This is a genomic window from Achromobacter sp. 77, assembly GCF_020541125.1.
GTDB lineage: Bacteria > Pseudomonadota > Gammaproteobacteria > Burkholderiales > Burkholderiaceae_B > Achromobacter > Achromobacter mucicolens.
Window position 1 is genome coordinate 4,411,890 of sequence record NZ_CP059848.1, and the last position, 26,689, is coordinate 4,438,578.

Consider the following 26,689-nt stretch of genomic DNA (forward strand, 5'->3'; position numbering starts at 1 on the left):
CCCTATGTAATCGCGGGTTTCAGGGCGATCGGCAAGCAATGGTAGGCTACGCGTACTCCGTCAGTCCCCTGTCATTTCGAGTCCCCTTCCCCATGCCCGCCCCCCGTTTCTACTGCGACGCCCCGCTGGCCGCCGGCGCCCGCATCGCCCTGCCGGAAGCGCTTGCCCATCACGCGCTGCGCGTGCTGCGCCTGCGCGCCGGCGAAACCGTCACCCTGTTCAATGGCCAGGGCGGCGAATACCCCGCGGTGCTGGAGGTCGAGGGCAAGGCCGGCTTTGCCCAGCTGGGCGACTTCAACCCTCGCGAAGCCGAACTGGGCGGACGCATCACGCTGGCCCAGGGCCTGCCCTCGGGCGACAAGATGGATTGGGTGGTGGAAAAGGCCGTGGAACTGGGCGCGGCCCGGGTCAGCCCGATCGCGGCGCAGCGCAGCGTGCTGCAGTTGTCGGGCGCGAGGCTGGAAAAGCGTGTCGGGCACTGGCAGCGCATCGCGCAATCGGCCGCCGAACAATGCGGCCGCAACCGCCTGATGGCCGTGGATGCGCCGCAGTCGCTGGACGATTGGCTGGGCCAACCCGCTGACGGATTGCGCGTGCTGTGCCACCCGGAAGCCACCGACGACCTGGCCACGGCGCTGCAAGGCGCATCGGATCAGACGTCCATCACCCTGCTGGTCGGCCCGGAAGGCGGCTGGTCGGACAAGGAACTGGAAGCGGCCCGCAAGGCCGGCGTGCGCGCCGTGCGCTTTGGCCCCCGGGTGCTGCGCACCGAGACGGCCGGCCTGGCGCTGCTGTCGGCGGTCAGCGCCCTGCGCGGTTGGTAGGTCAGTCGTTTTCGCCGTAGGGCGCCGCGGCCACGCCGGGCTCGGGATCGGGATGCTTGCCGGCGTGCTCGATCACATACGCAAACACGCGGCCGTTTTCATGCGCGAAATCCGCCGCGTCGGAGCAGACGGTTTCGATGCGGCCGGCGTCTTCCGCCAAGGCCGGGTCGCCGGAATGCAGGCGATACAGCCACAGCACCACGCCGGATTTGTGGTCCAGCACCGTGTCGCACAGGCAATCGTAGAGCGCGTCCAGGTTGCCGCCGAAGTATTCCGGGAAATCCACCGCCTTGACGATGGCGCGCAAGACCGCCGAGCGGCTGCGGCAGGGGTCGCAATTGGCAACAAACAAGGACAGGCCAAGCTCATGCGCGGCGTCCACCACGGCCTTCTTGTCCAGCCCGTCGTGAGCCAGCGCTCCGCCGCGCATCAGCTGCCGCTGCAAACTCGATTGGCCATTGCGCGTCATGCCTGAGCCTCCCTGAAAAAGGCGATCACTTCGTCGTTACGTCGCATCGTATCGGCATAACCCAGTTCGATCAATCGCTTGGTGTAGCCGGCTTCGAACAGCAGGTAGGACATCAGCGCCCCTCCCCCCGGACGGTGTGGATCGGACGATACACCGAGTACGCGGAAAAGCGCACGCGCCTGTGCCGGCATGTCGTGCAAATGCTCAAGCGCCATCAGATCCAGCGACTGGCTGGGGGTGATGGTCAGCACCTCGATGCGGCGCACGGCGGGCGGCACGCCCTTCGGGTCCGCGTGGTCCATCAGGTAGTTGATGCGTTCCAGGCGCTCGACATCCGCCGACAGGCCGTCAAGGAAGATGCTGGACAACGCATGTCCGCCCACCTGCGCCAGCGACGGATACGGGGGCGAATCCTCGCGATTTTCCGGATGGGTGTCGTCGCGGTAGCCGGTGCCGATCACCAGCACTCGGTGCGCGCCCAGGTGGATCGCCGGACTGATCGGCGCCAGCTGGCGCATCGAGCCGTCGCCGCACCATTCGCCCTTGCCGTGAACCTGCACCTGACGCGCCGGAAAGACGAAGGGAATGGCCGACGACGCCATCAGGTGCTCGATGCCGATGGGCGTGGGGATCGCCAGCCGCAGGTAGCGGTGCCAGGGCTCGATGGGGGTGTGCGCCTGATAGAACGTCAGGTGCTCGCCGCTGGTGTAGCCCGACGCGGTGATGGCCAGCGCGGACAGCGACCCGCCTTCCAGGTTGGCGCGCAGGTTGTGAAAGTCGAGCACCCGCTCCAGCAGCCCTTGCATGGGGGCATTGTCCAGCAGCGAGTGCGGGCGCTTGCGCGTCAGGCCTGAATACATCCAGCCCAGCGACAAGAGGCCCAGCCATCGCACGCCGGTGCGGATGAGGCCCGGCGCGTCGGCCCGGTAGATCATGTCGGTGTTCAGCGACGACCACAGGCGGCGGATGCGCCGCACACCCAGATGCGGCCGGTCGGCGCGGCAGGCCAGCGCGGCGGCGTTGATCGCGCCGGCCGAGGTGCCGCAGATGATGTCGAAGGGGTTCTGAAAACGGGAGTGCCAGTCGGGGTCCAGCAGCTCCATGATGGCGCTGAGCACCCCCACCTGGTACGCGGCGCGTGCGCCGCCGCCCGTCAGGACCAGGCCGGTGGGCGTGCGCGGGCACGACCCGCCGGCCGGCTTGACTTCAACGCGGTGTATTGACATCGACCACCGTCATCGCGGTCATGTTGACGATGCGGCGCACGGTGGAGCTGGAGGTCAGAATGTGCACGGGCGCGTTGGCGCCCAGCAGGAACGGCCCCACCGCCACGTTGCCGCCCGCGGCCGTCTTGAGCAGGTTGTACGCGATGTTGCCCGAGTCCACGTTCGGACACACCAGCAGGTTGGCTTCGCCCTTGAGCGTGGAGGACGGCAGGATGCGCATGCGCAGCGCCTCGTCCAGCGCGCAGTCGCCGTGCATCTCGCCGTCGATTTCCAGGTCGGGATCCATCTGGCGCACCAGCTCCAGCGCGCGGCGCATCTTGGCGCCCGATGCCGAACTGCCCGATCCGAAATTGCTGCGCGACAGCAGCGCGGCCTTGGGCGCCAGGTACATGCGGCGCATCTCGCGCGCGGCGGCCACGGTGAATTCGGCGATTTGCTCGGCCGTCGGTTCGTCGTTCACGTGCGTATCCACCAGCACCACCGTGCGCTCGTTGAGCAGCAGGATGTTCATGGCGGCGTACACGTTGTGGCCGGGACGGCGGCCGATCACTTCGTCCACGAAACGCAGGTGGTCGTGATACGCGCCGACGGACCCGCAGACCATGCCGTCGGCATCGCCCAGGTGCACCATCATTGCGCCGATCAGCGTCATGCGGCGGCGCATTTCCACACGCGCCATTTCCTTGGTGATGCCACGGCGGCACATGCGTTCCCAATACGTCGTCCAGTATTGGTGGAAGCGCTCGTCGTATTCGGGGTTGGTGACTTCGACGTCCTCGCCCAGGCGCAGGCGAAGGCCCAGCTTTTCGATGCGGGTCAAGAGCACCGAAGGGCGGCCCACCAGGATCGGACGGGCCAGGCCCTCATCCACCACCACCTGCACGGCGCGCAGCACGCGCTCGTCTTCGCCTTCGGCGAACACGATGCGGGCGGGCCCGCCTTCGCGCACGATGCGCTTGGCCGCCGAGAACAGCGGCTTCATGAACGCGCCGGAGTGGTACACGAACTGCTGCAGCTGTTCCTCGTAGGCTTCCAGGTCGGCCAGCGGACGGGTGGCGACGCCGCCTTCCATCGCGGCCTTGGCCACCGCCGGCGCGATGCGCACGATGAGGCGCGGATCGAACGGCTTGGGGATCAGGTATTCGGGGCCGAACGAAATGTCGAACGTGCCGTAGGCCGCGGCCACGACTTCGTTCTGCTCTTCTTCGGCCAGGTCGGCAATGGCATGCACCGCCGCCATTTCCATCTCGCGCGTGATGGTCGTGGCGCCCACGTCCAGCGCGCCGCGGAAGATGTACGGAAAGCACAGCACGTTGTTGACCTGGTTCGGGTAATCCGACCGGCCCGTGGCCATCACCACGTCGTCGCGCACGCCGTGCGCCACTTCCGGCAGGATTTCCGGCGTGGGGTTGGCCAGCGCCAGGATCAGCGGACGCGGGCCCATGGCGGCCACCATTTCCGGCTTGAGTACGCCGCCGGCCGACAGGCCCAGGAACACGTCGGCGTCCTGGATCACTTCGGCCAGCTTGCGGGCGTCGGTCTTTTGCGCAAAGCGCGCCTTGTCCGGGTCCATCAGCGTAGTGCGGCCTTCATAGACTACGCCTTCGATGTCGGTCACCCAGATGTTTTCCAGCGGCAGGCCCAGGTCCACCATCAGGTCCAGGCACGCCAGCGCCGCAGCGCCCGCGCCGGACGTGACGACCTTCACCTGCTTGATGTCCTTGCCCACGACCTTCAGGCCGTTGATGAAGGCCGCCGACACGCAGATCGCCGTGCCGTGCTGGTCGTCGTGAAAGACCGGAATGTTCATGCGCTCGCGCAGCTTGCGTTCGACGGTAAAGCATTCCGGCGCCTTGATGTCTTCAAGGTTGATGCCGCCGAAGGTGGCTTCCAGGCCGGCGATGATCTCGACCAGCTTGTCCGGGTCGGTTTCGTTGATTTCGATGTCAAAGACATCCAGGCCGGCGAACTTCTTGAACAGCACGGCCTTGCCTTCCATGACCGGCTTGGAGGCCAGCGCGCCGATGTTGCCCAGGCCCAGCACCGCGGTGCCGTTGGTGATGACGCCCACCAGATTGCCGCGGGCGGTGTAGCGGTACACGTTGGCCGGGTCGGCCACGATTTCCTCACAGGCCGCCGCGACGCCGGGCGAATACGCCAGCGCCAGATCGCGCTGGTTCGTCAGTTGCTTGGTCGGCGTGACCGAGATTTTGCCGGGGCGCCCGTGCTCGTGATATTCAAGGGCGGCTTTGCGAAGGTTGGCATCCATAGGGCGGCTACTGGCTAGAGTGTGTGACACGAAAGAGGGAGGAATTCTATTCCCATGCCGGGCGGCGCGATACGCGGGCCTCGCGCTTTCTTGAGGTCGAGCGCCGAAATCTTACAGTAAGCTGAACGTTTTTCAGACGTCCGGCCACTGGAATTCCGGGAAGCAGCCGTCCGGATCGAACAACGTCTTGACCCGTCCGTCCAGCCGGACAGTGGCCAGCCCAGGGGCCGCCGGCCCGGGGCGGGAAGCGGGCTCGTCCGCCGCCTGAACGTCGTTGCCAGGCGGCACGTCGGTCAACATCGCGCCTTGCAACCAGGCGAGCGTGCCACCGTGGCCCAACAGCAATTGCGCCAGATTGACGGTGGCCGGCGCCTCGGGCTTGAGCGCATCCAGCCGGTAGCGGCCCAGCCAGTGATAGCCGTCATTGGTGGCGAACGCGTCGCCGCCGGAGGCCAGCTGGAACAGCGCGGGCACCAGGCGCTGGACGGTGGCCGAGCGCAGCGGCTGGACATCTGCCTCGCCAAACGCCCCCAGCGTTTCCTCGACGCCATCGGCCAGCAGCACGTCCGCCGCCGCCAAGCCCGAGGCCGCGCAATGGCCCGCCGGCCAGGCAGCCGGCGCCGCCACCCATTGAGCCAGCGTCAGGTCGCCCGGCAGTCCGGCAAATTGCCGCAGGCCGGCGCTGGCCAGCTCGGCCAAGGTCACGCCCGGCTGCGCGTGCCAGCGAGGCGTGTCGCCCGCCAGCCGCGTCAACCCGGTCAGCAGCACGGGATCGACCCGCAGGCGAGGCCGGGCCGAGGGCGCGAACGGTCCCGCCGCGCCCTCCAGTTCCAGGACGACCCGGTATTCGGCGCACAATTCGCGGGCCTGCACGACGTCGGCGTCGCGAACGGGCGTCAAGACGGCGCACGTGCCGTCTGCGCCGCCCTCGCCCAGATTGCGGACCTTGCCCTGGCACACCAGCGCCAGGCGTTGCACGAAGGCCGCCCACGGCGTCTGGACGGGCCGACGTCCCAGGAGGAAGGCGCGCCGGGATGGCTGCATGACTACAATTCCTTTTTTGCTAGATGACGCTTTCGAGATTCCGATGCCCCGCCTTGCCACCCGCACTCACGATTTCCTGACATTCCAGGTGATGGAACTGTTCAAGCAGGCGCAGGCGCTGCAGGCGGCCGGAAGAGACATTATCAGCCTGGGCATCGGCGAACCGGACTTTACCGCGCCCCCTCAGGTCGTGGAAGCGCTGGACCGTGCCGCGCGCGCAGGCCTGAGCGGCTACAGTCCGGGCGCGGGGATCGCCCCGCTGCGCGAAGCCATCGCGCAGTTCTACCGCGACCAGTTCGGCGCCGCCATCGATCCACGCCGCGTCATCGTCACCGCGGGCGCCTCCGGCGCCCTGACGCTGGCTTGCGCGGCGCTGGTCAACACGGGCGGCGAGGTGCTGATGCCCGATCCGTCCTATCCCGCCAACAGCAATTTCGTGCTGGCCGCGGGCGGCGTGCCCCGCCTGATTCCCAGCACGGCCGACAAGCGCTTCCAGTTGTCCGCCGACGACGTCGCGCGCCACTGGACGCCGGCCACGCAGGGCGTGATGGTGGCCTCGCCCAGCAATCCCACCGGCACCTCGATCGCCCACGGCGAACTGGCCGAGCTGCTGGCGCAGGTGCGTGCCCGCGACGGCTTTGCCATCGTCGACGAAATCTATCTGGGGCTGTCGTACGACGGCCAGCCCCGCTCGGCCCTGACGCTGGACGACGACGTCATCGTCATCAACAGCTTTTCCAAGTACTTCCACATGACCGGCTGGCGCCTGGGCTGGATGATCGTGCCGGACGACATGGTCGCGCCGGTGGAAAAGATTGCCTCCAGCCTGGCGATCTGCGCGCCCACGCTGGCCCAGCACGCCGCGCTCGCCTGCTTTACTCCCGCCGCGCTGAAGATCTTCGAGCACCGGCGCGAGGCATTCAAGCAGCGCCGCGACTACCTGCTGCCGCAATTCGAACGCCTGGGCATCGACGTGCCGGTCAAGCCGGATGGCGCCTTCTATATCTATGCGGATATCAGCAGCCTGGGCATGGACAGCGCCGCGTTCTCGCAACGCCTGTTGCTGGAAGCGGGCGTGGCCGCGGTGCCGGGCCTGGACTTCGGACCGGCGCACGCCGCCCACACCATGCGTTTTTCCTACGCCACCGGACTGGATCGCCTGGAAGAGGCGGTGGCCCGGATGGGCGTGCTGCTGCAACGCTGACCGGACGAAATAAAGCGCGCCCCAATGGGGCGCGCCTGTTGCCGGAGCAGGACGCAGGATCAGTCGCGCGCCAGCGCGATGCCCGAGGCGAGCGCCAGGCGGCGGCGTTCCGCCTGCACCTTTGCCCCGTAGCCGTTGTCGTCCGGACCGGTGGACCCCACGTAACACGCCAGGCCGCCGTCCACGGAACCGCGGCGGTTGATGCAGTCGCGCAGGATCGTGGCGCCCACGCCGATGTTGGCAACCGGGTCGAGCGGGTTCTTGCCGACCGCGTCGAACTTGTCCTGGTGCACGCTGGTCATGACCTGCATCAGGCCCTGCGCGCCCACGTGGCTTTCGGCCAGGGGGTTGTAGCGCGATTCGATGGCGATCACGGCCAGGACCAGCAAGGGATCAAGCTGCTTTTCGCGGCTGACCTTGTACACGGTGTTCAACAGCGGGCCGGTCGCGTCATACGCGACCTTGTATTTGCGCGAGATATAGTTGCGCAGTGCCTCCGCCTGTGGCCCCGTGGCCGCCGAAGCGGTCTTCTTGGGCGCGGGCGGCGCGAGTCGGGCCGGTCCCAGCATGCCGGTGGCGTTGCTGATAGGGGCGGCGGGTACGGCCATGGCAATTGCCGACGACGTGTCGGCACCCAGTTCGGAGCCGGCTTCGGATTCGGAGCTGGCCTGCATGGATGAAGGCGCGAGGGCGGTCAACAAGGCTTTGTGCACTTGCAATGCCTGGTCGCGCAAACCAGGCAGGGCGAATCCCATGCTTACCGTCACAATGACCGCAATGCCCAGATAGACAGAGCAAATGCGCAGGGATTCGGCAAGATATTGGTGCACTCCTTGGGCCATGTTCCTGAACAGGCTGGCCACTGACGCATCGGGCATAAAACCTCCTGCGTAAAAAAGAGGGAGTCAATGTTAACCTCTCTTTGAACCTGAAATGTAACCAAATCGCTGGGATCTGTAGTGAAATACCGCGACCTTAGAGACTTCATCGCCCAACTTGAACGCATGGGCGAGCTCAAACGCATTGCTGCGCCGGTGTCGACGCAGCTTGAAATGACGGAGATTTCCGACCGCGTGCTGCGGGCCGAAGGCCCCGCCCTGCTGTTCGAAAACGCCCGCCACAATGGCCAGCCCGCGCAGATGCCGGTGCTGGCCAATCTGTTCGGCACCCCCGCGCGCGTGGCGCGCGGTATGGGCGCCGACGACGTCAGCGCGCTGCGCGACATCGGAGAGCTGCTGGCCTCGCTGCGCGAGCCCGAAGCGCCCAAGGGCCTGCGCGATGCGCTGGCCAAGGTGTCGATGCTGAAGTCCGCGCTGTGGGACATGAGCCCCAAGAACGTCAAGAGCCCCGCCTGCCAGGAAATCGTCTGGGAAGGCAAGGACGTGGACTTGACGCGCCTGCCCATCCAGACCTGCTGGCCGGGCGACGTGGCGCCGCTCTTGACCTGGGGCCTGGTGATCACGCGCGGCCCCAATGCCAAGCGCCAGAACCTGGGCATCTACCGCCAGCAGCTGCTGGGGCCGAACAAGCTCATCATGCGCTGGCTGTCGCATCGCGGCGGCGCGCTGGATTTCCGCGACCACGCGATCGCCAACCCCGGCACGCCCTTCCCCATCGCAGTGGCGCTGGGCGCCGATCCGGCCACCACGCTGGGCGCCGTCACGCCGGTGCCGGACAGCCTGTCCGAATACCAGTTCGCAGGTCTGCTGCGCGGCTCGCGCACCGAAGTCGCGCAGGCGCTGGGCAGCAACCTGTCCGTGCCGGCCTGGGCCGAGATCGTGCTGGAAGGCCATCTGCTGCCCTCCTCGGACCCGCGCGCCAACAAGCCCGTCGTCCCCGAAGGCGTCAATCCGCCGCCCGACACCGGCTACGAAATGGCGCTGGAAGGCCCGTACGGTGACCATACCGGTTACTACAACGAGCAGGATTGGTTCCCGGTCTTCACGGTCGAGCGCATCACGATGCGCCGCAATCCCATCTATCACTCCACCTACACCGGCAAGCCGCCCGACGAGCCCGCCGTGCTGGGCGTGGCGTTGAACGAGGTCTTCGTGCCGCTGCTGCGCCGCCAGCTGCCGGAAATCGTGGACTTCTATCTGCCGCCCGAAGGCTGCAGCTACCGCCTGGCCGTGGTGTCGATCCGCAAACAATACGCGGGCCACGCCAAGCGCGTCATGTTCGGCCTGTGGAGCATCCTGCGCCAGTTCATGTACACCAAGTTCATCGTGGTGGTGGACGAAGACATCAACCCGCGCGACTGGAAGGAAGTGGTCTGGGCGATGACCACCCGCATGGACCCGGTGCGCGACACGCTGCTGGTGGAGAACACGCCGATCGACTATCTGGATTTCGCCTCGCCGGTGTCCGGCCTGGGCGGCAAGATGGGTCTGGACGCCACCAACAAGTGGCCGGGCGAAACCAACCGGGAATGGGGCACGCCCATCACGATGGACGCCGACGTCAAGAAACGCGTGGACGACATGTGGGGGCAGTTGGGGCTGTAGCCAACTGCACCGCGCGCAAATAACAAAGCCCCGTCAACGGGGCTTTGTCTTTTCAGCTGGCGTCAGTTCAATCGCGTTCCGGATCATCATCCTGGCGCATGCCGCGCACGGCCTTCAGGATCTGCCAGCCCACGAACGCGCCGCCGGCAAGTTTGAGCAGTTTGCCGCGCTTGCCGCCACGCATGAACATGGCGGACAGCGACGAACTGATGATGGGATAGCGCCGCGCCAGCGTGATGGCCTGCAAGGCCCAGCGGGACGCGCCGCCCGATGCCAGGCCCGGCAGCATGCCGCGGATGAGCGCGCTGGGTTCCAGCCTGCGCCCGGCCGACACGATGTTCTGCGCCAGCGACTCGCGCTCGATTGCCGCGCGGGCGCGCAAGAGTTCGATGCGCACGGCGCGGTCGACGGTGGGAGATCGTTTGTGCATGACTCAGAACCCCTCGCGCCGGCGCACCGCCGTCTCGTCGTCGGCTTGGGCTTCGCGCACCCTGTCCAGCAACTCCGCATCGCGGCCCAGCTCTTCGAGCGTGGCCGAAAACGGCGCCGGTCCGTAGACGAGTCCGTGGCGCACCACCAGCAGCAGCACCACGCCAGCAACACCATAGAACCCCGCCAGCAGGCCAAGGGCCAGATAGCGGTCTTCCGTGGGCCAGAACGCCACGGCGATGGTGATGGTGGCCACCAGCACCGCCAGCGTCAGAAATAGCAGGGCCGCAAACGCCAGGCCCAGCAGCTTGAGCAGGCGCGCCTTTTCGTCCGCGGCTTCAAGAGCCAGCAGCTCCAACCGCGTGCGCATCAGCCCGACCAGGCTGGAGGCAACACCGAATACAGTTTTTCTTAGACCCATGGCTGAAAGAACGCCGGGCGGCAGGCAGCGGCGTGTCGCCGTGCCTGCCGCCCGGACATCCTGCCCTGTCAGCGGCGGCTGATCAGCAAGCCGAGCAGCAGGCCGGTCACGCCTGCCACCCCGATGGCTTGCCAGGGATTGTCGTGCACGTAGTCATCCGTCGCGCGGGCAGCCTTGCGGCCGCGTTCGAGAACGGCATCCTGCGCTTCGTACAGCGCCTCACGCGTGCGCCGCAGCGACGTCAGGGCGCGGTCGCGCAGTTCGTTGGCCTTGTCGCCGGTGCTGCTGGCGGCTTCGCGCAGCAGGCTTTCGGCGTCGTTCAGGCTGGTCTTGACACTGTCGATCAGTTTTTCTTTTGCGACGTCTTCGGATTTTCTCGTTGCCATTTTCTGAGCTCCTGTTGTGTGTCCATGACGAGACGATGATACCAGCGGCCAAGCGGGCGCAAACGCCCGCTTGCTACCGGGTGCTACTTGATCTGCGTAATCTCAACGGCGGACTTCACGCCGCCCTGGTCGATGTCCTGCTTCATCACCAGATTCACGGCCGGGCAATACCAGTCCGTGACCGTCGTGTTCATGCCGGGAATGGGAATGGTCAGGCCCTGGAACGTGGCCATCGTGGGATCCGAATTGCGGGTATAGGTGATCGGGTGGCAGGACTGCTTGCCCAGCGCCGTGGTCAGCGCAGTCTTTTGGCCGACGGTTTTTTCGCCGATGCGCACCGTGGTGCTGGGCTGGCCGCCAACGGGCGCTTCCTTGCCGATCTTCAGGCGAAACGACGAGCCGGGCAGCTTCTGACCCGAAGCCAGTTTGCCGTCGTAGGCAAAGAGGCCGAGCATGCGCAGGTCGAACTGGCCTTCCGAGGGTTTGGGCGCTTCGCCGGCGGTGGCGTAGCGCAGGAAGGTGGCCTGGCCGCCCTTGACCGTCATCAGGTAATCGAGCTTGGATTTGCCGGGCGGCAGGCCTGCGTAGCTGAACGTGGCCAGGCCCTGCACGCGCGCGCGGCAGTTGTCGCCATTGCTTTTTGTAACCTCGGCAAAAGTCAGGTCGGCGCCCAGCGCCAGATTGCCCGTGCCGGTCAGTTGGACCGCGCCGCCGTCGTGCATGAATTGCGCGTCGCACACGCCGGCCTGCACCGAGGCGGCCGCGCCCAACGCGCCGGCCGCTAGAACCAGGGATGCCATTTTTCGCATCGTCGTCACAAGCCACTCCAGAAAACGGAAAATGCCGTCCCCGCCTTGAGGGACGGCTGGCTTGATACTACACCGGTTGCCGCGCGCGGCGTATGTCCGAACGTGTCGTCACGCAAGCGCCGCCGCCGGGGCGCGCGTCATCAGCGACCTGATCTCCGGCACACACGAGCCGCAACCGGTACCGCAGCCCAGCGTGTCCTTCAGCGCCGCCAGATCGCAACCCTGCTCGATGCCCTTCAGGATGGCCGCTTCGCTCACGCCGTTGCAGACGCAAACCGTCCGGGAGCGCGCCGCGCCCGCGACGCGTCCCATCAGCAGCGCCGCGGCGCTTGCGGGCGCCTCACCGCCTGCCGCCCAGGCCAGCAACGCTTCTTGCGCGCGCAGGTCGCCCGTCAGCAAAAAGGCGCGCAACACGCCCTGCCCGGCCGCGACACGGCGCAGGCAGCCGCGCGCGGGATCGTCGTACGCGACCTCCGGGCGCCGCAGGTCCAGCGCGTCGGCCAGCTCATGCAGCACGGCGGCATCCGGCACGACGCGGCTCGCCAGCCGTAGCCGCACGCCCCCGGCGCCCGCCGGCAGCACGACGGCGTAGTCGAAACGGCGCAGCCACGGCGCAAGCCGGGCCCGCAACGCCACGGCGTCGCCCTGCCGCCAGGCCGCGGCCTGCCACGCAAGCCCGGCCGGTTCCGCGCGTAATGCCGTGAACTTGAGCTCCGGCTGGCGCGAGACGGGATCGGACGCAGGATTGGTCAGGGCGTTCACGCCCAACCCGGCCAAGAAGGCGCTGCCCCAGTGCATCGGCACAAAAGCGTGCCCCGGCCGCAGCGTGTCGTCCGCCTGCACCGGCAGCACCAGACCGCCGCGCCGCGAGTCCAGCCGGGCCAGGTCGCCGGCCGCAAGGCCAAGGCGGCGCATGTCGTCCGGATGCAGCGACACCCAGGGCTCCTCGACGTGCTGGATCAGCGCCCGGGCAAGCGAGGTGCGCGCCATGGTGTGCCAGTGATCGCGCAACCGGCCGGTGGTGAGCTGCAGCGGATAGTCTTCCGAGACCGTTTCGGCCGTCGGCCGCCACGACACGTCGCAGAATCGGGCCCGGCCGCTCGCCGTGGGAAAGACGCCGTCGGCATAGAGGCGCGGCGTGCCCTGTCCGGCGCGATACGGCCACTGCTGCGGTCCGCCCGCTTCCAGAGCGGCGTAGTCCAGCGTGCTGTAGTCCAGGTCCCGGCCGGCGGTCATGCGCGCGTGTTCGGCAAAGACCTCGCTTTCATCGCGATAGTCGAAGAGGACCGTCTTGTGCGGCGCGATGCGCGAGGCCAGCCGTAGGGCGACCGCCTGCGCCAGCCGCCAGTCCGGCTGCGCGTCGCCGGGCGGCGCGATCGCCGCGCGGACCCGGCTGATGCGCCGTTCGGAATTGGTCACGGTGCCGGACTTCTCGGGCCAGGTCGCCGCCGGCAACACCAGGTCGGCATGGGCCAGCGTCTCGGTGCCGGCATACGCCTCCTGCACGATCACGAATTCGGCGCGCGCCAACGCGGCCCGCACGCGCGCCTGATCGGGCAGCGACTGCGCCGGGTTGGTCGCGGCAATCCACAGGACCTTGATGCGCCCGTCCGCCACCGCGTCAAACATATCGAGCGCCGTGGCGCCCGGCACGTCGGGCAGGCTGTCCACCCCCCACAGCCGCGCGACCTCGGCGCGGTGCGCGGCGGACGCCGGATCGCGATGGCCCGGCAGCAGCGTCGCCATGCCGCCGGCCTCTCGGCCGCCCATGGCATTGGGCTGTCCGGTCAGCGAAAACGGCCCCGCGCCGGGACGCCCGATCTGCCCCGTGGCCAGATGCAGGTGAATCAGCGCCGCGTTCTTGTCGGTGCCCGCGACCGACTGGTTCAAGCCCATCGTGTACAGCGACAACGCCGCGCCCGCCTGGCCGAACCAGCGCGCAGCCCGGACGATGTCGTCTGCCGGCACGCCGCAGAGGCGTTGCGCCGCCTCGGGCGTGACGGTCTGCACGCGCGCCCGCAGCGCCTCGAAGCCCTCCGTATGGCGCGCAATGTAGTCCTCGTCGGCCAAGCCTTCGCGCAGCATCACGTGCAGCATGGCATTGAAGAGCGCCACGTCCGACCCCGGCGCAATCGGCAGATGCAGGTCGGCAAACGCGGCCGTGTCCGTGCGGCGCGGATCGGCCACGATCACCTTCATGTCCGGACGCTGCGCGCGTGCGGCTTCCAGCCGCCGGAACAGCACCGGATGCGCGTAGGCCATGTTGGACCCGGCGATCAGCACCGTGTCGGCCAGCTCCAGGTCTTCATAGCAGGCGGGCGGCGCGTCCGCGCCCAGCGTGCGCTTGTAGCCCGACACCGCGCTCGACATGCAGAGCCGGGAATTGGTGTCGATGTTGTTGGTGCCCGCCAGCGCGCGCGCCAACTTGTTGAAGACCGCGTAGTCTTCCGTCAGCAACTGGCCCGACAGATAAAAGCCCACCGAATCGGGCCCATGCTTGGCGATCGCTTCTGCCAGCCGGTCCGCGGCCATGTCCAGCGCGGGCGTCAGCCCGATTTCCCGCAGCGGCTCGCCACGGGCCTCGCGCCATTGCGCCGACAGCACGCGCGCGCCATCGCGCCGCACGGTGTCGCCAAGCGCCAGGCCCTTGCTGCACAGGCGCCCGCGATTCGCCGGATGCGAGTCGTCGCCGCGCACGCCCGCCACCGCGCCGCCGCGCACCTGCACGCGCACCCCGCAGCCCGTGCCGCAATAGCAGCAGATGGACGCGACCTCATGCGCCGCCTCACTGACGATTTCAATCCGTCGCGCCATCGGCATGTCCATGTCCTACTCCCTTGCCGCGCCTTCGCCAAGCATGAGCTGCTCGCGCAGCACGCCGATGCCGGCTCCTTCACGGATGAGCCGCATGTACCACGCGCTGTCCGCCGTATCGCCGTACAGGCAGGCGCCCACCAGCCGGTCGTTCTGTATCACTAGCTTCTTGTAGACGCCGCCCGGCATGTCGGCCAGCGTGATGGTCTCGGTCTGCGCGCCGCCCGCGAAATCGCCCGCGGAAAACAGGTCGATGCCGGTGACCTTGAGCTTGGTCGACGTGACGCTGCCTTCGTATCGGCCGATGCCATGTTGCGCAAGGTGATTGGCCGCGACCTTGGCCTGCTCGAAAAGCGGCGCCACCAGGCCGTATGCCGTGCCGCGATGGCTGACGCATTCGCCCACCGCGTAGATGCGGGGGTCGAACGTCTGCAAGGTGTCGCTGACCACGACGCCGCGATCCACATGCAGGCCGCAGCGTTGCGCCAGCTCGGTGTTGGGTCGCACGCCCGCGGCCATCACCACCAGGTCGGCGGAGACTTCGGAGCCATCCGCGAAGCGCACCGCGCGCACGCGCCCGTCCGGCCCGCCGAGGATCGCCTCGGTCTGGTGCTGAAGCAGGAACGTCAGGCCGCGGGCCTCCAGGCTTTCGCGCAGCAGCGCGGCGGCCTCGCCGTCCAGTTGGCGGTCCAGCAACGCCGCGCCCAGATGCACCACCGACACGGCCATCCCACGCGCCGCCAGGCCGTTGGCGGCCTCAAGCCCCAGCAAGCCGCCCCCGATCACCACGGCGTGGCGGTATCGCGAGGCGGCGTCGATCATCAGGTTGACGTCGCCAATGTCGCGAAACGCCACCACGCCCGCCAGGTCGTGACCCGGCACCGGCAGGATGAAAGGCTTGGACCCGGTGGCCAGCAACAGCCGGTCGTAAGGCGTGCGGGTGCCGTCGTCGGCCACGACCATCCGCCGCGCGCGGTCGATGCCGGTCACCGTGCACTGGCGCCGCAGGCGGATGCCGTGGCTGGCATACCAAGCCTCGTCGTTCAGCACGATGTCCTGCAGCGTGCGCTCGCCGGTCAATACCGGCGACAGCAGGATGCGGTTGTAGTTGGTGTGGGGCTCGGCGCCGAACACCGTGATGTCGTAAAGATCGGGCGCGAGCTTGAGCAGCTCCTCCACGGTCCGGATGCCGGCCATGCCGTTGCCGACCACGACCAGCTTCTGTCTGGCTTGCATGACCGCCCCCTTACGCGGCGGCGCGCGCCGCTGCTGCGCCGGCTTCCTGCAACGGCGCGGCCACGACGGCAAGCGCGGCGTTGGCCTGGACCGCGGTCTGGGAACGCTCGGGATTGCCGTGCCGGCGATGCAGGAAGTCCACCACGCCCGCGCGGCAAGCCAGGTACGTCGGATCGTTGGCCAGCCGCACGCGGTCGCGCGGCCGGGGCAGCGGCACCGGCAGGATCTCGCCGATGGTCGCGGCCGGGCCATTGGTCAGCATGACGATGCGGTCCGACAGCAGCACGGCCTCGTCCACATCGTGCGTGACCATGATGGTGGTCGTGCGGGTCTTGGCCACGATCTTGAGCAGCTCGTCCTGCAGATGCGCGCGCGTCAGCGCATCCAGCGCGCCGAACGGCTCGTCCATCAGCAGCACGCCGGGTTCGATCGCCAGCGCGCGCGCGATGCCCACGCGCTGCTTCATGCCGCCGGAGATCTCGCGCGGCAGCTTGTTCTGCGCCGGCAGCAGGCCCACCAAGTCCAGGGCGGCGCGCGTGCGCTCGGCCAGCTGGGCGCGCTTTTCCGTGGCGCCGAACACCCGCTCGACCGCCAGGTGCACGTTCTGGAAACACGTCAGCCAAGGCAGCAGCGAATGGTTCTGGAACACCACCGCCCGGTCCGGACCCGGGCCGGTGATCTCGCGTTCGGCGCACAGCAGCACGCCGCTCGTCGGCCGGGTCAGGCCGGCGATCAGGTTGAGCAGGGTGGACTTGCCGCAGCCGGAGTGGCCGATCAGCGTGATGAACTCGCCCTGCTCGACCGTCAGGTCGATGTCGCGCAGCGCCACGAAGGCGCCCTTGCGGGTGTCAAAGGTCTGTCCCACGCGCTCGATGCGTACGAATTTCTTCATGGCGCTATTCCTCGGTGTAGGTGAAACGGCGGGCCAGCGCGACCAGCAGGGTCTCCAGCAGCAGCCCCACGATGCCGATCACGAAAATGGCGATGACGATGTGCTCGACCTTCAGGTTGTTCCACTCGTCCCACAACCAGAAGCCGATGCCCGTGCCGCCCGTCAGCATTTCGGCGGCCACGATCACCAGCCATGCGGTGCCGATGGACAGCCGCACGCCGGTCAGCATGTAGGGCAGCACCGCGGGCAAGAGCACCTTGGTCGTGACCTTCCATTCGGACAGGTTCAGCACGCGCGCCACGTTCAGGTAATCCTGCGGCACGCGCGACACGCCCACCGCGGTGTTGATGATCATCGGCCAGATCGAACAGATGAAGATGGCCCAGATCGCGGCTGGATTGGCCGCCTTGAACAGCAGCAGCCCAAGCGGCAGCCACGCCAGCGGCGACACGGGCCGCAACAGGCTGACGATGGGCGAGAACATCGCGCGCACCGCGGCGTAGCGGCCGATCGCAAAGCCCACGGGGATGCCGACCAGCGCCGCCAGCCCGAATCCCGCCGCCACGCGTTCCAGCGAGGCCAGCAGGTTCCAGCCGATGCCCTTGTCGTTCGGGCCGTTGTCATAGAACGGATCGGCGAACAGTTCCACGGCCGCATGCCACGTGACCCCGGGCGTCGGAATCTCCGGGATGCGCATCGCCACCACCTGCCAGACCAGCACAAAGAGCGCAAAGCCGGCAACCGGCCCCACCACGGCCTTCAACGCCGATTCCAGGCGTTCCCGCCACAGCGCGGCAAATTCGGTGCCGCGGCTTGTCATCGTTACGGTAGACATCGCCAGTCCCCTTCTCGTAGCGGCCGTTAGGCCTTGACCTTGAAACCGTCGGCATAGGCCGCGGGATTGCTGCCGTCCCACACCACGCCGTCGATCAGCGTGGACGTGCGCGATTCACTGGCAGGCAGCGCCACGCCCGCGGCCTGCGCCGCCTGCTTGTAGAGGTCGATGCGGTTGATCTGCGTGGCGACCGCCTGGTAGTCCGGGTGTTCCTTGAGCAAGCCCCAGCGCTTGTGCTGCGTCAGGAACCACATACCGTCGCTCAGGTACGGAAAGTTGGCGGCGCCGTCGGCGTAAAAGCGCATGGCGTGCGCGTCCGACCATTTCTTGCCCAGGCCGTCGTCGTACTGCCCCAGCATGCGGTCCACGATGCCGCTGGCGTCCGTGTTGACGTAGGACTTGGCGGCGATGGTCTCGGCCGTCTTGCGGCGGTTTTCGGGCGACGCGTCGATCCACTTGCCGGCTTCCAGGATCGCGGCCGTGACGGCGCGCGCGGTGTTCGGGTTGCGGTTCACGAAATCGGCGCTGGCGCCCAGGACCTTCTCGGGATGGTCCGTCCAGATGCCCTGCGACGTCACCGTGGTGAAGCCGATCTTGTCCATGATGGCGCGCGCGCCCCACGGCTCGCCCACGCAGTAGCCATCCATGTTGCCCACCCGCATGTTGGCCACCATCTGCGGCGGCGGCACGGTGATCACCTTGGCGTCCTTCATGGGATTGATGCCATGTGCCGCCAGCCAGTAATACAGCCACATCGCGTGCGTGCCGGTCGGAAAGGTCTGCGCGAACGTGTATTCGCGCTTGTCCGCGGCCATCAGCTTGGCGAGCGATTCGCCGTCGCGCGCCCCGGCTTCCAGCAGCTTGTTCGATAGGGTGATGGCCTGTCCGTTCTGGTTCAGGCTCATCAGCACGGCCATGTCCTTCTTCGGTCCGCCGATGCCCAGGTGCACGCCGTAGACCAGGCCATACAGCACGTGCGCCATGTCCAGCTCGCCGTTCATGAGCTTGTCGCGCACGGCGGCCCACGAGGCTTCCTTGGAGGGCGTGATCTTGACGCCGTATTTCTTGTCGATACCCAGCACCGACGCCATCACCACCGATGCGCAGTCGGTCAGCGGGATGAAGCCGATCTTCACCTCGGTCTTTTCCGGCGCGTCGGTGCCCGCCGCCCACGCGCCGGCGCGCACCAGCGGGTCGACCAATGAAAGCAGACCGGCGCCAGCCACCGCGCGCGCCGTGCCGCTGAGCCATTTGCGGCGGCCGGCATTGGCGGTCATGTCGGCGCGGGCGGCGTCGGTCGAGGGACTGCGGGTCATAGGCGTCATGCGAGGCTCCTTGCGGGTGGCGGCAAAAAAAAACGTTCCGCGCGCCACGGATCTCTATCCAGTGGCGCAGCGGAACGTCGTTGTCCCTGGCCGCGTGATGCGGCGCGTTGCGTCGGGCGACCGCCGTTGGCCGCCCCGACTTCACTCAAGCAATCGCCGTGCCAGATTTCTGACGGTCTGCGCAAACCGCGCCGCAGCCCGCGCCAGCGCTTGCGATGCGCCCAACCCGCGCGGGTCTGGCGTCGCCGGGCTGAATCAGGGGCGGAGCCAACTTGGTGCGCAGTACGATGCCGCACCGCACCATCGCTGTGCGGCGCGCGCCCCGCCATCGTGCGCGCGCGCCCCGCGCCGCGCGCGGCGACGATGGCATGGAACTTGCATCAGTCATCGCACAGGGGGTGTTTCATGTTGAAGGTCATGCTGCTCAACGATGGCGAGGGACGCGCGGCGTCGCTGCGGCAAACGCTTGCCGCGGCGGGCGTGCACGTCGTGGCCGAGGTGGCGCCCGGCACGGACCTGGCCGCCAGCATCGCGCAGTCCGCCGCCGACGTGGTGCTGATCGACAGCGATGCCCCCGGCCGCGACACGCTGGAGAACATCTGTGTGGCCAGTTCGCACAGCGACCGCCCGGTCGTGATGTTCACCGACGACGGCAATCGCGAAACCATCCGCACGGCCTTGCGCGCAGGCGTTGCCGCCTACGTGGTCGGGGACGTGCCGGCCGCCCGCATCGAACCCCTGCTGACCGTGGCGATCGAGCGCTTCGCCATGGAAAAAACCCGGCGCGAGGAATTGCGCGAGGCGCAACTGCGGCTGGCGGACCGGCAGTGGGTGGAAAAAGCCAAGGGTATCCTGATGAAGACGCGCGCCGTGACCGAGGACGAGGCCCACCGGCTGCTGCGCGAGCGCGCCATGCAGAGCCAGAAGCGGCTGGGCGAGGTCGCCCGCGAGGTCGTCGAGATGAGCCAATGGCTGGGCAGCGCCTGACGGGCCGCCAAATAAGTTATGGCTATATGAATTAAAGAAATCAAAAGTTGTGGGGATGAGAGCCCGTCCCTATCATCGACCCACATTGAGCCGGGTGCGCCCGAGGCTGGCATACATGAAGCTTTTCCCGATTTTTGCCGATCTGACAGACCGGCTGGTACTCGTTGTTGGCGGCGGCGCGGTCGCCGAGCGCAAGACCCTGGCCCTGCTGGAAGCCAGCGCAAACGTGGTCGTGGGCGCGCCGGCACTGACGCCCGCGCTGGCGGCGCTTGTGTCCGAGGGCCGCGTGCGCCACCTGCCCGGGACGTTCAACCCCGATTGGCTGCAAGACGTCTGGCTGGTGGTGGCCGCCACCGACGATCGGTCGGTCAATGCCGCGGTGTCCCAGGCCGCCGAGGCGCGACGTATTTTCAGCAACGTGGTGGACGACCCCGAACTGTCGTCCTTCCAGGTGCCGTCCATCGTCGACCGCTCCCCCGTCATCGTCGCCATTTCGTCGTCGGGCGTGGCGCCCGTGCTGGCGCGCCGCATCCGCGAACGCATCGAGTCGCTGTTCGACCACACGCTGGGCCAGCTGGCCGGCCTGGCCGCCGTCTACCGCAAGCGCATTCGCGCCAGCCATCCCGACCTGGGCGCGCGCCGACTCTTCTACGACTGGCTGCTGGACGGCCCGGTGGCGGGTTTTCTGCGCCAGCAGCAGCCGGCGCAGGCCGAGGCCGCGCTGGCCGACGCGTTGGCCGCGCCGATTGCGCCCGCCGAGGGCAGCGTCGTGCTGGTGGGCGCGGGGCCGGGCGATCCGGGCCTCTTGACGCTCAAGGCCTTGCGCGCGCTGAACGAAGCCGATGTCATCCTTTACGACCGTCTGGTCAGCGACGAGGTCATGTCGCTGGCCCGGCGCGACGCCGAACGCGTGCCCGTGGGCAAGCTGCCCGGCGAAAACCACCACGCCACGCAGGCGCGCATCCATGGTCTGCTGGTGGAATACGCGCAGGCGGGCCGCCGCGTGGTGCGGCTCAAGGGCGGCGACGCCTTCATTTTTGGGCGCGGCGGCGAGGAACTGGAGTTTTTGCGCGCGCATGGGGTGCGCTATGAGGTGGTGCCCGGCATCACCGCGGCGCTGGCCTGTGCGGCCTATGCCGGCATCCCGCTGACGCACCGCGAACACGCCCAATCGGTGCGCCTCATCACCGCGCATTGCCGCGAAGACGAAGACAACCTGGATTGGCCCGCGCTGGCGCGCGAAAAGCAGACCTTGGCGTTCTACATGGGGGTGGGCCAGCTTGATCTGCTGACGCAGCGCCTGCTGCGCCACGGCCGCTCGCCTGACACGCCGTTCGCGCTGGTCGAGAACGGCAGCCGGCCCGAACAGCGCGTGGTGTCGGGACGGCTCGCGCAACTGCCGGAACTGGCCCGCGACCATGCCGTCCGCTCTCCCGCCCTGCTGATCGTGGGCGAGGTCGCCGGCCTGGCGCCCCAATTGCACTGGTTCGGCCAGCATCTGGGGCAGCCGGCGCTGACGGCCTAGAACCGCCGTCCGGCGCGGCATCGGCGCGGCGCCGGTTCTTCACGGCCGATGTCCCTGGCGGGCACGGCCGCATGGGGCTTCAGCCCTTTTGCTGCGTGCCGAAGATGCGGTCGCCGGCGTCGCCCAGGCCCGGCATGATGTAGCCGTGCTCATTCAGACCCTCGTCGATGGACGCCGTGTAGATATGCACGTCCGGGTGCTTGTTGAGCACCGCGTCGATGCCCACGGGCGCCGCCACCAGCACCAGCGCGCGGATCTCCTTGCAGCCGGCGCGCTTGAGCAGATCGATGGCGGCAACCATCGAACCGCCGGTGGCCAGCATCGGATCGACGATCAGCGCCAGGCGCTGGTCGAGTTCGCCCACCAGGCGTTCCAGATAGGTGTGCGCTTCCAGCGTCTCTTCATTGCGGGCCACGCCCACGACGCTGACCTTGGCGCCCGGAATCAGGCTCAGCACGCCATCCAGCATGCCGATGCCGGCGCGCAGGATGGGCACCACGGTGACCTTCTTGCCGGCGATCTTCTCGACTTCGACCTGCCCGCACCAGCCCTCGACCGTGGCGGGCGCCAGCGGCAGGTCCTTGGACGCTTCGTACGTCAGCAGCGCGCCCACTTCCTGCGACAGTTCACGGAAGCTCTTGGTACTGAGGTCGGCGCGCCGCATGATCCCGAGCTTGTGGCGGATCAGCGGATGGCGGATTTCGTGCACGGGCATGTGCGTAACTCTCCAGAGTATTTGTTGGTCAGAATGCTTTCGGCCTCAGGCGGACCCGGCGCGGCGCAGCGCACCTGCGCCGCCCGCTCGCGAGCCACACGAGAGGATCGTAATCGTTTTAAGCCCGCCCCGCCGCCGGGCCGCCCCAAGGCGGGGCAGCCCCCTTGGGGGGCAGCTAGCGCATGAAATGCGCGCGGCGTGGGGGCCTTTCCTCCGGGCCGCCCCAAGGCGGGGCAGCCCCCTCGGGGGGCAGCTAGCGCATGAAATGCGCGCGGCGTGGGGGCTCACATTCATTGTTCGGCGAGCCAGGAGATCAAGGCGTCGTCAAAGGCGCGGACGGCGCCTGCCTGCTCGTGGTTCACGATGCTGACGACCACGTAGCGCTTGCCGCTGGCCCCCAGCACGTAACCGGCGATCGAGCGCACGTCGCGCAGCGAGCCGGTCTTCAGGTGGGCCATGCCGAGCGTGCCGTTGCCCTTCAGGCGGCGGCGCACGGTGCCGTCCACGCCGGCGATGGCGAAGGACGAAATGTATTCCGGCATCACCGGCGAATTCCAGGCCACGGTCAGCATCGACGCCAGGCTGTCCGCCGACACGCGGGCGTCGCGCGACAAGCCCGCGCCGTTGTCGATGACCAGCTCGGGCATATCCAGTCCCTGCTTGGCCAGCAGCTGCTTGGCCACTTCCTCGCTGCTGCCGACGGTGGCCGGACGGCGGCCCCGCTCGGCGCCCAGCGTCAGCAGCAGGGTGCGCGCCATGACGTTGTTGCTGCGCTTGTTGATCTGGCGGATCGCCTCGGCCAGCGTGGGCGAGTCGTGCGAGGCCAGCACCACCGCGTCGGCCGGCACCATGCCGGACCGGACCTGTCCCTTGAACGTGCCGCCCAGCTCCTTCCAGAGCATGCGGAAGACCTCGGTGGCGTATTCGGGCTGCGACAGCGCCAGGCGATACAGGCTGAATTCGCCGCAGGAACCGGCCACCTTGCCGTTGACGCGGATGGTGACGCCCTGCTGGGTGATGAGCGGGTCGGTCGTGACCACCGGCGGGCCCGGACAGCGCACATCGCTCCATTCGACCTGGCCTTCGATTTTCAGGCCCGGCAGCGGCGGGTCAATCAGCGGCACCCACTTGTTGGCGACAGGGTCCGGCGTGAACAGCAGCCGCAGCGCGCCAAAGCCCACCATCAGCGCGTCCGGGCTGGCGTTGTAGGCCCGGTCGGGCGCGCCGTCGAATGCGCCCGGGTCGGTCGCGACCTGGCCGAAGATGCTGCGGTCGATCACGAGATCGTTGATCTGCTTGACCCCGCGCAGGCGCAATTCGCGCAGCAGCGTCCACAGGTCCTGCATCAGGAATTGGGGATCGCCGCCAGCCCGCAGGTACAGCGGCCCGGCCAGCACGCCCTTGGCGTCGGGACGCGCGCCGGGCGCCGTCATGAATTCGGTGCGCCAGACGTAATTGGGGCCCAGCTCGGACAGCGCCGCCCAGGTCGTGACCAGTTTCATCACCGATGCGGGATTGCGGGCTTCCTTCGCGTTGAGCGCCACGAGCCGCGGCCCCCCGACCTCCTGGACCACCAGGGACAGCGAGCTGTCCGGCAGCTTGCTCGCCTTCCAGGCCTTGACCACATCGGGGGGCAATCCCGGGACCTGCGCAAAGACGGCGTGCGCGGCCAGGGCCAGGACACCGCCGGCCAGCCATTGCTTCAGTCCGCCCACCCGCCTGATCACTTGTCCCGTCATGCCACGCCCACCCGGTTGCTCGTCCAGCAAAACCGAGAGCATACAAAACCTGGGCGGGTTGCGGGCGGCGCGAGGCCGCCCTGAGCGGCGGAGAAGACGCATTTATTTGCGCCAGCCCCTGTTCCGCCCCTATTAACCGTCCCCATTACAATAGCCGGTTGCCCCAGACCCGCCCGACGGGTCCCACTCATCCCGATACCCGCGTGACCCAGTCCTTCACCGTTTCCGATTTCGACTACGAACTGCCGCCCGAGCTCATTGCGCAGACGCCCGCCGCCCAGCGCACGGGCAGCCGCCTGCTGCACCTGGATGCCGCCAGCCAGCTCCATGACCGCCAGTTCGCCGACCTGACCTCCCTGCTGCGTCCGAACGACCTGCTGGTGTTCAACGACACCCGCGTCATCAAGGCGCGCCTGCCCGGCCACAAGATCACCGGCGGCAAGATCGAGGTGCTGGTCGAACGCATCACCGAGCCCGACCGCGTCCTGGCGCACGTGCGCGCCAGCAAGTCGCCGGGCCCCGGCATGGTCCTGCGCCTGGCCGACGCTTTCGAGGGCACCGTGCTGGGCCGCGAGGGCGAACTTTTCGACATCCGTTTTCCGGGCCCCGTGCTCGACCTGCTGGACGCGCACGGCGCCACGCCGCTGCCGCCCTACATCACGCATGCGGCGGACGCGGGCGACGACGACCGCTACCAGACGGTCTACGCGCGCGAACCCGGCGCGGTCGCCGCGCCCACGGCCGGCCTGCACTTTGACCAGCCGACGCTGGATCGCCTGGCCGGGCTGGGCGTGGCCCGCGCCTTCGTGACGCTGCACGTGGGCGCCGGCACCTTCCAGCCAGTGCGCGTGGACAACCTGGCCGACCACGTCATGCACGCGGAATGGTTCACGGTGCCCCAAGCCACCGTGGACGCCATTGCCGCGGCCCGCGCCCAGGGCGGACGCGTGATCGCCGTCGGCACCACCAGCGTGCGCGCCCTGGAATCGGCCGCCGCGCAGACCGAGGGCCAAACCGCCCCCGGCGTCCCGCTGGCCACCGCCCAGGGCGACACGCGCCTGTTCATCACCCCGGGCTACGCGTACCGTGTGGTGGACGCGCTGGTCACCAACTTCCATCTTCCCCAGTCGACCCTGCTGATGCTGGTGTCGGCGCTGGCCGGCGTCGAGCCCATCCGCCGCGCCTACGCCCATGCCGTCGCCGCGCGCTACCGCTTCTTCAGCTATGGCGACGCCATGTTCATCGAAACCCCTGCCTCATGACCGGACTCCACTTCGAACTGCTCGCCACCGACGGCGGCGCCCGCCGCGGCCGCATCACGCTGAACCACGGCGTGGTCGAGACCCCCATCTTCATGCCGGTGGGCACCTACGGCAGCGTCAAGGCGATGATGCCGCACGAGCTCAAGGAAATCGGCTCGCAGATCGTGCTGGGCAACACCTTCCACCTGTGGTTGCGCCCGGGCACCGAAATCATGGAAAAGCATGGCGGCCTGCATGGCTTCATGCAGTGGGACAAGCCCATCCTGACCGACTCGGGCGGCTTCCAGGTGTTCAGCCTGCAGGGCATGCGCAAGATCACCGAGGAAGGCGTCAAGTTCGCCTCTCCCATCGACGGCGCGCGTCTGTTCCTCACGCCCGAAGAATCGATGCGCATCCAGCGCTCGCTCAACTCCGACATCGTCATGGTGTTCGACGAGTGCACGCCCTATGAAATCGATGGCCGCCCCGCCACCGTCGAAGAGGCCGCCCGGTCGATGCGCATGTCGCTGCGCTGGGCGCGCCGCTCGCGCGACGAATTCGACCGCCTGGGCAACCCGAACGCCCTCTTTGGCATCGTGCAAGGCGGCATGTACGAGTCGCTGCGCGACGAATCGCTGGCTGGCTTGCAGGAAATCGGCTTTCACGGCTACGCGATCGGCGGGCTGTCGGTAGGCGAGCCCAAGGAAGACATGATGCGCATCCTGGCGCATGTCACGCCCAAGCTGCCCGCGCAGGCGCCGCGTTACCTGATGGGCGTCGGCACCCCCGAAGACCTCGTCGAGGGAGTGAGCCGCGGCGTCGACATGTTCGACTGCGTAATGCCGACCCGCAATGCGCGCAACGGCTGGCTGTTCACGCGCTTTGGCGACGTCAAGATCCGCAACGCCAAATACCGCGACGATACCCGTCCGCTGGACCCGAGCTGCAGCTGCCATACCTGCGGCAATTTCTCGCGCGCGTACCTGCACCACCTGCAGCGGGCCAATGAAATCACCGGCGCGCGCCTGAACACGCTGCACAACCTGCACTTCTATCTGACTATCATGAAGGAAATGCGCGAGGCCATTGCAGAAGGCCGTTTTGACGCCTGGCGCGCCCAGTTCGCCGCGGACCGTGCCCGCGGCATCGAGTAGCCGGATAAAAAAGCCCCGCCAGGGGCTTTTGCCGGCGGGTTTCGCCCCCATTTGACCGGGCAGCCGCCGCTGCAAGCGGAAGCCGCCTTGTCGCCTGGGATGACACCCTAGTTAAAGGCTGGCGATAACCTATATACAATAGTCGGCTTGCCCTATCCATGGCTCGCGCGGGGATGGGCGCATCAAAAACATAGCGATAAACCCAAACAGACTCAAACGCAGGAGAATTCAATGTCCGTTATCGATACCGCCAGCCTCGTCGTGGCCCAGGCCGCCGCTCCCGAAGGCAATGCGCTGATGGGCATGCTGCCCATCATCCTGATGTTCGTGATCCTCTACTTCCTGATGATCCGTCCGCAGATGAAGCGCCAGAAGGAACACCGCAACCTGATCGCGGCCCTGGCCAAGGGCGACGAAGTCGTCACCGCCGGCGGCCTGCTCGGCAAGGTCACCAAGGTCAACGACAGCTACGTCACCGTCGAAGTCTCCGAACTGGCCGACAAGCCCGTCGAAGTCATCATGCAGAAGTCGTCGGTGTCGACCGTCCTGCCCAAGGGAACCATCAAGGCCCTGTAAGCGTCCCAGAAGAGCCCCATCGGGGCTCTTGTCCTAGAAGGCGCCTACCGCCGCCCGCCGCGTTT

23 protein-coding genes and 1 pseudogene are annotated in these 26,689 nt (G+C 67.8%); 8 read left to right on the forward strand and 16 right to left on the reverse strand.

Annotation, left to right across the window (positions count from 1 at the left end; genetic code table 11):
• Positions 1 to 92 precede the first annotated feature (92 nt).
• The gene (locus tag H4P35_RS20485; protein WP_180098085.1) at positions 93 to 824 is read left to right on the forward strand and encodes a 16S rRNA (uracil(1498)-N(3))-methyltransferase; all 732 of its coding nucleotides are present in this window, start codon (positions 93 to 95) and stop codon (positions 822 to 824) included.
• 1 nt (position 825) lies between these two features.
• Here the strand turns inward: H4P35_RS20485 and H4P35_RS20490 are convergent, their stop codons facing one another.
• The 4 genes from H4P35_RS20490 to H4P35_RS20505 all read right to left on the reverse strand — a co-directional run bounded on the left by H4P35_RS20490 (position 826) and on the right by H4P35_RS20505 (position 5,832).
• Positions 826 to 1,293, reverse strand: coding sequence for a barstar family protein (locus tag H4P35_RS20490; protein ID WP_056326651.1), 468 nt, complete (start codon positions 1,291 to 1,293; stop codon positions 826 to 828).
• The gene (locus H4P35_RS20495; RefSeq protein ID WP_062838766.1) at positions 1,290 to 2,519 is read right to left on the reverse strand and encodes a patatin-like phospholipase family protein; all 1,230 of its coding nucleotides are present in this window, start codon (positions 2,517 to 2,519) and stop codon (positions 1,290 to 1,292) included. The genes H4P35_RS20490 and H4P35_RS20495 overlap by 4 nt, the downstream gene beginning before the upstream one ends.
• The gene (locus H4P35_RS20500; protein ID WP_152382296.1) at positions 2,500 to 4,788 is read right to left on the reverse strand and encodes an NADP-dependent malic enzyme; all 2,289 of its coding nucleotides are present in this window, start codon (positions 4,786 to 4,788) and stop codon (positions 2,500 to 2,502) included. Before H4P35_RS20500 ends, H4P35_RS20495 begins: the two co-directional genes overlap by 20 nt.
• 132 nt (positions 4,789 to 4,920) lie before the next feature.
• The gene (locus H4P35_RS20505) at positions 4,921 to 5,832 is read right to left on the reverse strand and encodes an FAD-binding protein (protein WP_226846724.1); all 912 of its coding nucleotides are present in this window, start codon (positions 5,830 to 5,832) and stop codon (positions 4,921 to 4,923) included.
• A 43-nt stretch (positions 5,833 to 5,875) separates the two neighbouring features.
• On the opposite strand from H4P35_RS20505, the gene H4P35_RS20510 reads away from it, so the two are divergent.
• Positions 5,876 to 7,036 (forward strand): pyridoxal phosphate-dependent aminotransferase, encoded by a 1,161-nt coding sequence (locus H4P35_RS20510; protein ID WP_226846726.1) that lies wholly within the window; start codon positions 5,876 to 5,878, stop codon positions 7,034 to 7,036.
• A gap of 59 nt (positions 7,037 to 7,095) precedes the next feature.
• Here H4P35_RS20510 and H4P35_RS20515 read toward each other — a convergent pair whose 3' ends face one another.
• A complete protein-coding gene (locus tag H4P35_RS20515) occupies positions 7,096 to 7,914 on the reverse strand; it encodes a lytic transglycosylase domain-containing protein (RefSeq protein ID WP_226846728.1) in 819 nt (272 codons plus the stop codon).
• An 81-nt stretch (positions 7,915 to 7,995) separates the two neighbouring features.
• Between H4P35_RS20515 and ubiD the strand changes: the two genes are divergently transcribed.
• Positions 7,996 to 9,540 carry a 4-hydroxy-3-polyprenylbenzoate decarboxylase gene (gene ubiD, locus H4P35_RS20520; protein ID WP_056326642.1) on the forward strand — a complete coding sequence of 515 codons (1,545 nt, stop codon included), beginning with the start codon at positions 7,996 to 7,998 and terminating at the stop codon, positions 9,538 to 9,540.
• Positions 9,541 to 9,607: 67 nt separating this feature from the next.
• Here the strand turns inward: ubiD and H4P35_RS20525 are convergent, their stop codons facing one another.
• The 9 genes and pseudogenes from H4P35_RS20525 to H4P35_RS20565 form a co-directional block, all read right to left on the reverse strand.
• Complete coding sequence (locus H4P35_RS20525; protein ID WP_056326640.1) at positions 9,608 to 9,970, reverse strand: hypothetical protein; 363 nt, start codon at positions 9,968 to 9,970, stop codon at positions 9,608 to 9,610.
• 3 nt (positions 9,971 to 9,973) lie between these two features.
• Entirely contained in the window at positions 9,974 to 10,390 is a 417-nt protein-coding gene (locus H4P35_RS20530; RefSeq protein WP_056326639.1) for a phage holin family protein, read from the reverse strand.
• 68 nt (positions 10,391 to 10,458) lie between these two features.
• The gene (locus tag H4P35_RS20535) at positions 10,459 to 10,776 is read right to left on the reverse strand and encodes a YqjD family protein (RefSeq protein ID WP_056326638.1); all 318 of its coding nucleotides are present in this window, start codon (positions 10,774 to 10,776) and stop codon (positions 10,459 to 10,461) included.
• An 83-nt stretch (positions 10,777 to 10,859) separates the two neighbouring features.
• The gene (locus tag H4P35_RS20540) at positions 10,860 to 11,585 is read right to left on the reverse strand and encodes a hypothetical protein (protein WP_226849506.1); all 726 of its coding nucleotides are present in this window, start codon (positions 11,583 to 11,585) and stop codon (positions 10,860 to 10,862) included.
• 108 nt (positions 11,586 to 11,693) lie between these two features.
• Positions 11,694 to 14,411, reverse strand: coding sequence for a nitrate reductase (locus H4P35_RS20545; protein WP_226846730.1), 2,718 nt, complete (start codon positions 14,409 to 14,411; stop codon positions 11,694 to 11,696).
• Between the two features lie 21 nt (positions 14,412 to 14,432).
• Positions 14,433 to 15,635, reverse strand: a pseudogene (locus H4P35_RS20550) (NAD(P)/FAD-dependent oxidoreductase); the annotation flags it as partial.
• A gap of 10 nt (positions 15,636 to 15,645) precedes the next feature.
• Positions 15,646 to 16,527 carry an ABC transporter ATP-binding protein gene (locus H4P35_RS20555; protein ID WP_180098078.1) on the reverse strand — a complete coding sequence of 294 codons (882 nt, stop codon included), beginning with the start codon at positions 16,525 to 16,527 and terminating at the stop codon, positions 15,646 to 15,648.
• Between the two features lie 4 nt (positions 16,528 to 16,531).
• A complete protein-coding gene (gene ntrB / locus H4P35_RS20560) occupies positions 16,532 to 17,362 on the reverse strand; it encodes a nitrate ABC transporter permease (protein ID WP_226846732.1) in 831 nt (276 codons plus the stop codon).
• A gap of 26 nt (positions 17,363 to 17,388) precedes the next feature.
• On the reverse strand, positions 17,389 to 18,687 hold the full coding sequence (locus tag H4P35_RS20565; protein ID WP_226846734.1) for a CmpA/NrtA family ABC transporter substrate-binding protein: 1,299 nt from the start codon (positions 18,685 to 18,687) through the stop codon (positions 17,389 to 17,391).
• Between the two features lie 405 nt (positions 18,688 to 19,092).
• Here H4P35_RS20565 and H4P35_RS20570 point away from each other — a divergent pair, with 405 nt between their 5' ends.
• Positions 19,093 to 19,674, forward strand: a complete 582-nt coding sequence (locus H4P35_RS20570; protein ID WP_056326624.1) for an ANTAR domain-containing response regulator — start codon at positions 19,093 to 19,095, stop codon at positions 19,672 to 19,674.
• Positions 19,675 to 19,789: 115 nt separating this feature from the next.
• The gene (cysG, locus tag H4P35_RS20575) at positions 19,790 to 21,199 is read left to right on the forward strand and encodes a siroheme synthase CysG (RefSeq protein WP_226846736.1); all 1,410 of its coding nucleotides are present in this window, start codon (positions 19,790 to 19,792) and stop codon (positions 21,197 to 21,199) included.
• Between the two features lie 79 nt (positions 21,200 to 21,278).
• On the opposite strand, the gene upp is transcribed toward cysG, so the two are convergent.
• Both upp and dacB read right to left on the reverse strand, forming a co-directional pair.
• Entirely contained in the window at positions 21,279 to 21,914 is a 636-nt protein-coding gene (gene upp, locus H4P35_RS20580) for a uracil phosphoribosyltransferase (protein ID WP_056326620.1), read from the reverse strand.
• A 290-nt stretch (positions 21,915 to 22,204) separates the two neighbouring features.
• Positions 22,205 to 23,653, reverse strand: a complete 1,449-nt coding sequence (dacB, locus tag H4P35_RS20585) for a D-alanyl-D-alanine carboxypeptidase/D-alanyl-D-alanine-endopeptidase (protein WP_226849507.1) — start codon at positions 23,651 to 23,653, stop codon at positions 22,205 to 22,207.
• A 203-nt stretch (positions 23,654 to 23,856) separates the two neighbouring features.
• Here dacB and queA point away from each other — a divergent pair, with 203 nt between their 5' ends.
• The 3 genes from queA (at position 23,857) to yajC (ending at position 26,624) form a co-directional block, all read left to right on the forward strand.
• On the forward strand, positions 23,857 to 24,915 hold the full coding sequence (gene queA / locus H4P35_RS20590) for a tRNA preQ1(34) S-adenosylmethionine ribosyltransferase-isomerase QueA (RefSeq protein WP_226846738.1): 1,059 nt from the start codon (positions 23,857 to 23,859) through the stop codon (positions 24,913 to 24,915).
• A complete protein-coding gene (gene tgt, locus H4P35_RS20595; protein ID WP_226846740.1) occupies positions 24,912 to 26,048 on the forward strand; it encodes a tRNA guanosine(34) transglycosylase Tgt in 1,137 nt (378 codons plus the stop codon). The genes queA and tgt overlap by 4 nt, the downstream gene beginning before the upstream one ends.
• A gap of 231 nt (positions 26,049 to 26,279) precedes the next feature.
• On the forward strand, positions 26,280 to 26,624 hold the full coding sequence (gene yajC / locus H4P35_RS20600; RefSeq protein WP_042794815.1) for a preprotein translocase subunit YajC: 345 nt from the start codon (positions 26,280 to 26,282) through the stop codon (positions 26,622 to 26,624).
• The last annotated feature ends 65 nt before the right edge of the window (positions 26,625 to 26,689 follow it).

Bases quoted from the DNA above. Each gene is read 5' to 3' on its own strand.
- H4P35_RS20485 (WP_180098085.1), top strand. From the start codon at position 93: ATGCCCGCCCCCCGTTTCTACTGCGACGCCCCGCTGGCCGCCGGCGCC.
- H4P35_RS20490 (WP_056326651.1), bottom strand. From the start codon at position 1,293: ATGACGCGCAATGGCCAATCGAGTTTGCAGCGGCAGCTGATGCGCGGC.
- H4P35_RS20495 (WP_062838766.1), bottom strand. From the start codon at position 2,519: ATGTCAATACACCGCGTTGAAGTCAAGCCGGCCGGCGGGTCGTGCCCG.
- H4P35_RS20500 (WP_152382296.1), bottom strand. From the start codon at position 4,788: ATGGATGCCAACCTTCGCAAAGCCGCCCTTGAATATCACGAGCACGGG.
- H4P35_RS20505 (WP_226846724.1), bottom strand. From the start codon at position 5,832: ATGCAGCCATCCCGGCGCGCCTTCCTCCTGGGACGTCGGCCCGTCCAG.
- H4P35_RS20510 (WP_226846726.1), top strand. From the start codon at position 5,876: ATGCCCCGCCTTGCCACCCGCACTCACGATTTCCTGACATTCCAGGTG.
- H4P35_RS20515 (WP_226846728.1), bottom strand. From the start codon at position 7,914: ATGCCCGATGCGTCAGTGGCCAGCCTGTTCAGGAACATGGCCCAAGGA.
- H4P35_RS20525 (WP_056326640.1), bottom strand. From the start codon at position 9,970: ATGCACAAACGATCTCCCACCGTCGACCGCGCCGTGCGCATCGAACTC.
- H4P35_RS20530 (WP_056326639.1), bottom strand. From the start codon at position 10,390: ATGGGTCTAAGAAAAACTGTATTCGGTGTTGCCTCCAGCCTGGTCGGG.
- H4P35_RS20535 (WP_056326638.1), bottom strand. From the start codon at position 10,776: ATGGCAACGAGAAAATCCGAAGACGTCGCAAAAGAAAAACTGATCGAC.
- H4P35_RS20540 (WP_226849506.1), bottom strand. From the start codon at position 11,585: ATGCGAAAAATGGCATCCCTGGTTCTAGCGGCCGGCGCGTTGGGCGCG.
- H4P35_RS20545 (WP_226846730.1), bottom strand. From the start codon at position 14,411: ATGGACATGCCGATGGCGCGACGGATTGAAATCGTCAGTGAGGCGGCG.
- H4P35_RS20555 (WP_180098078.1), bottom strand. From the start codon at position 16,527: ATGAAGAAATTCGTACGCATCGAGCGCGTGGGACAGACCTTTGACACC.
- ntrB (WP_226846732.1), bottom strand. From the start codon at position 17,362: ATGTCTACCGTAACGATGACAAGCCGCGGCACCGAATTTGCCGCGCTG.
- H4P35_RS20565 (WP_226846734.1), bottom strand. From the start codon at position 18,687: ATGACGCCTATGACCCGCAGTCCCTCGACCGACGCCGCCCGCGCCGAC.
- H4P35_RS20570 (WP_056326624.1), top strand. From the start codon at position 19,093: ATGTTGAAGGTCATGCTGCTCAACGATGGCGAGGGACGCGCGGCGTCG.
- cysG (WP_226846736.1), top strand. From the start codon at position 19,790: ATGAAGCTTTTCCCGATTTTTGCCGATCTGACAGACCGGCTGGTACTC.
- upp (WP_056326620.1), bottom strand. From the start codon at position 21,914: ATGCCCGTGCACGAAATCCGCCATCCGCTGATCCGCCACAAGCTCGGG.
- dacB (WP_226849507.1), bottom strand. From the start codon at position 23,653: ATGACGGGACAAGTGATCAGGCGGGTGGGCGGACTGAAGCAATGGCTG.
- tgt (WP_226846740.1), top strand. From the start codon at position 24,912: ATGACCGGACTCCACTTCGAACTGCTCGCCACCGACGGCGGCGCCCGC.
- yajC (WP_042794815.1), top strand. From the start codon at position 26,280: ATGTCCGTTATCGATACCGCCAGCCTCGTCGTGGCCCAGGCCGCCGCT.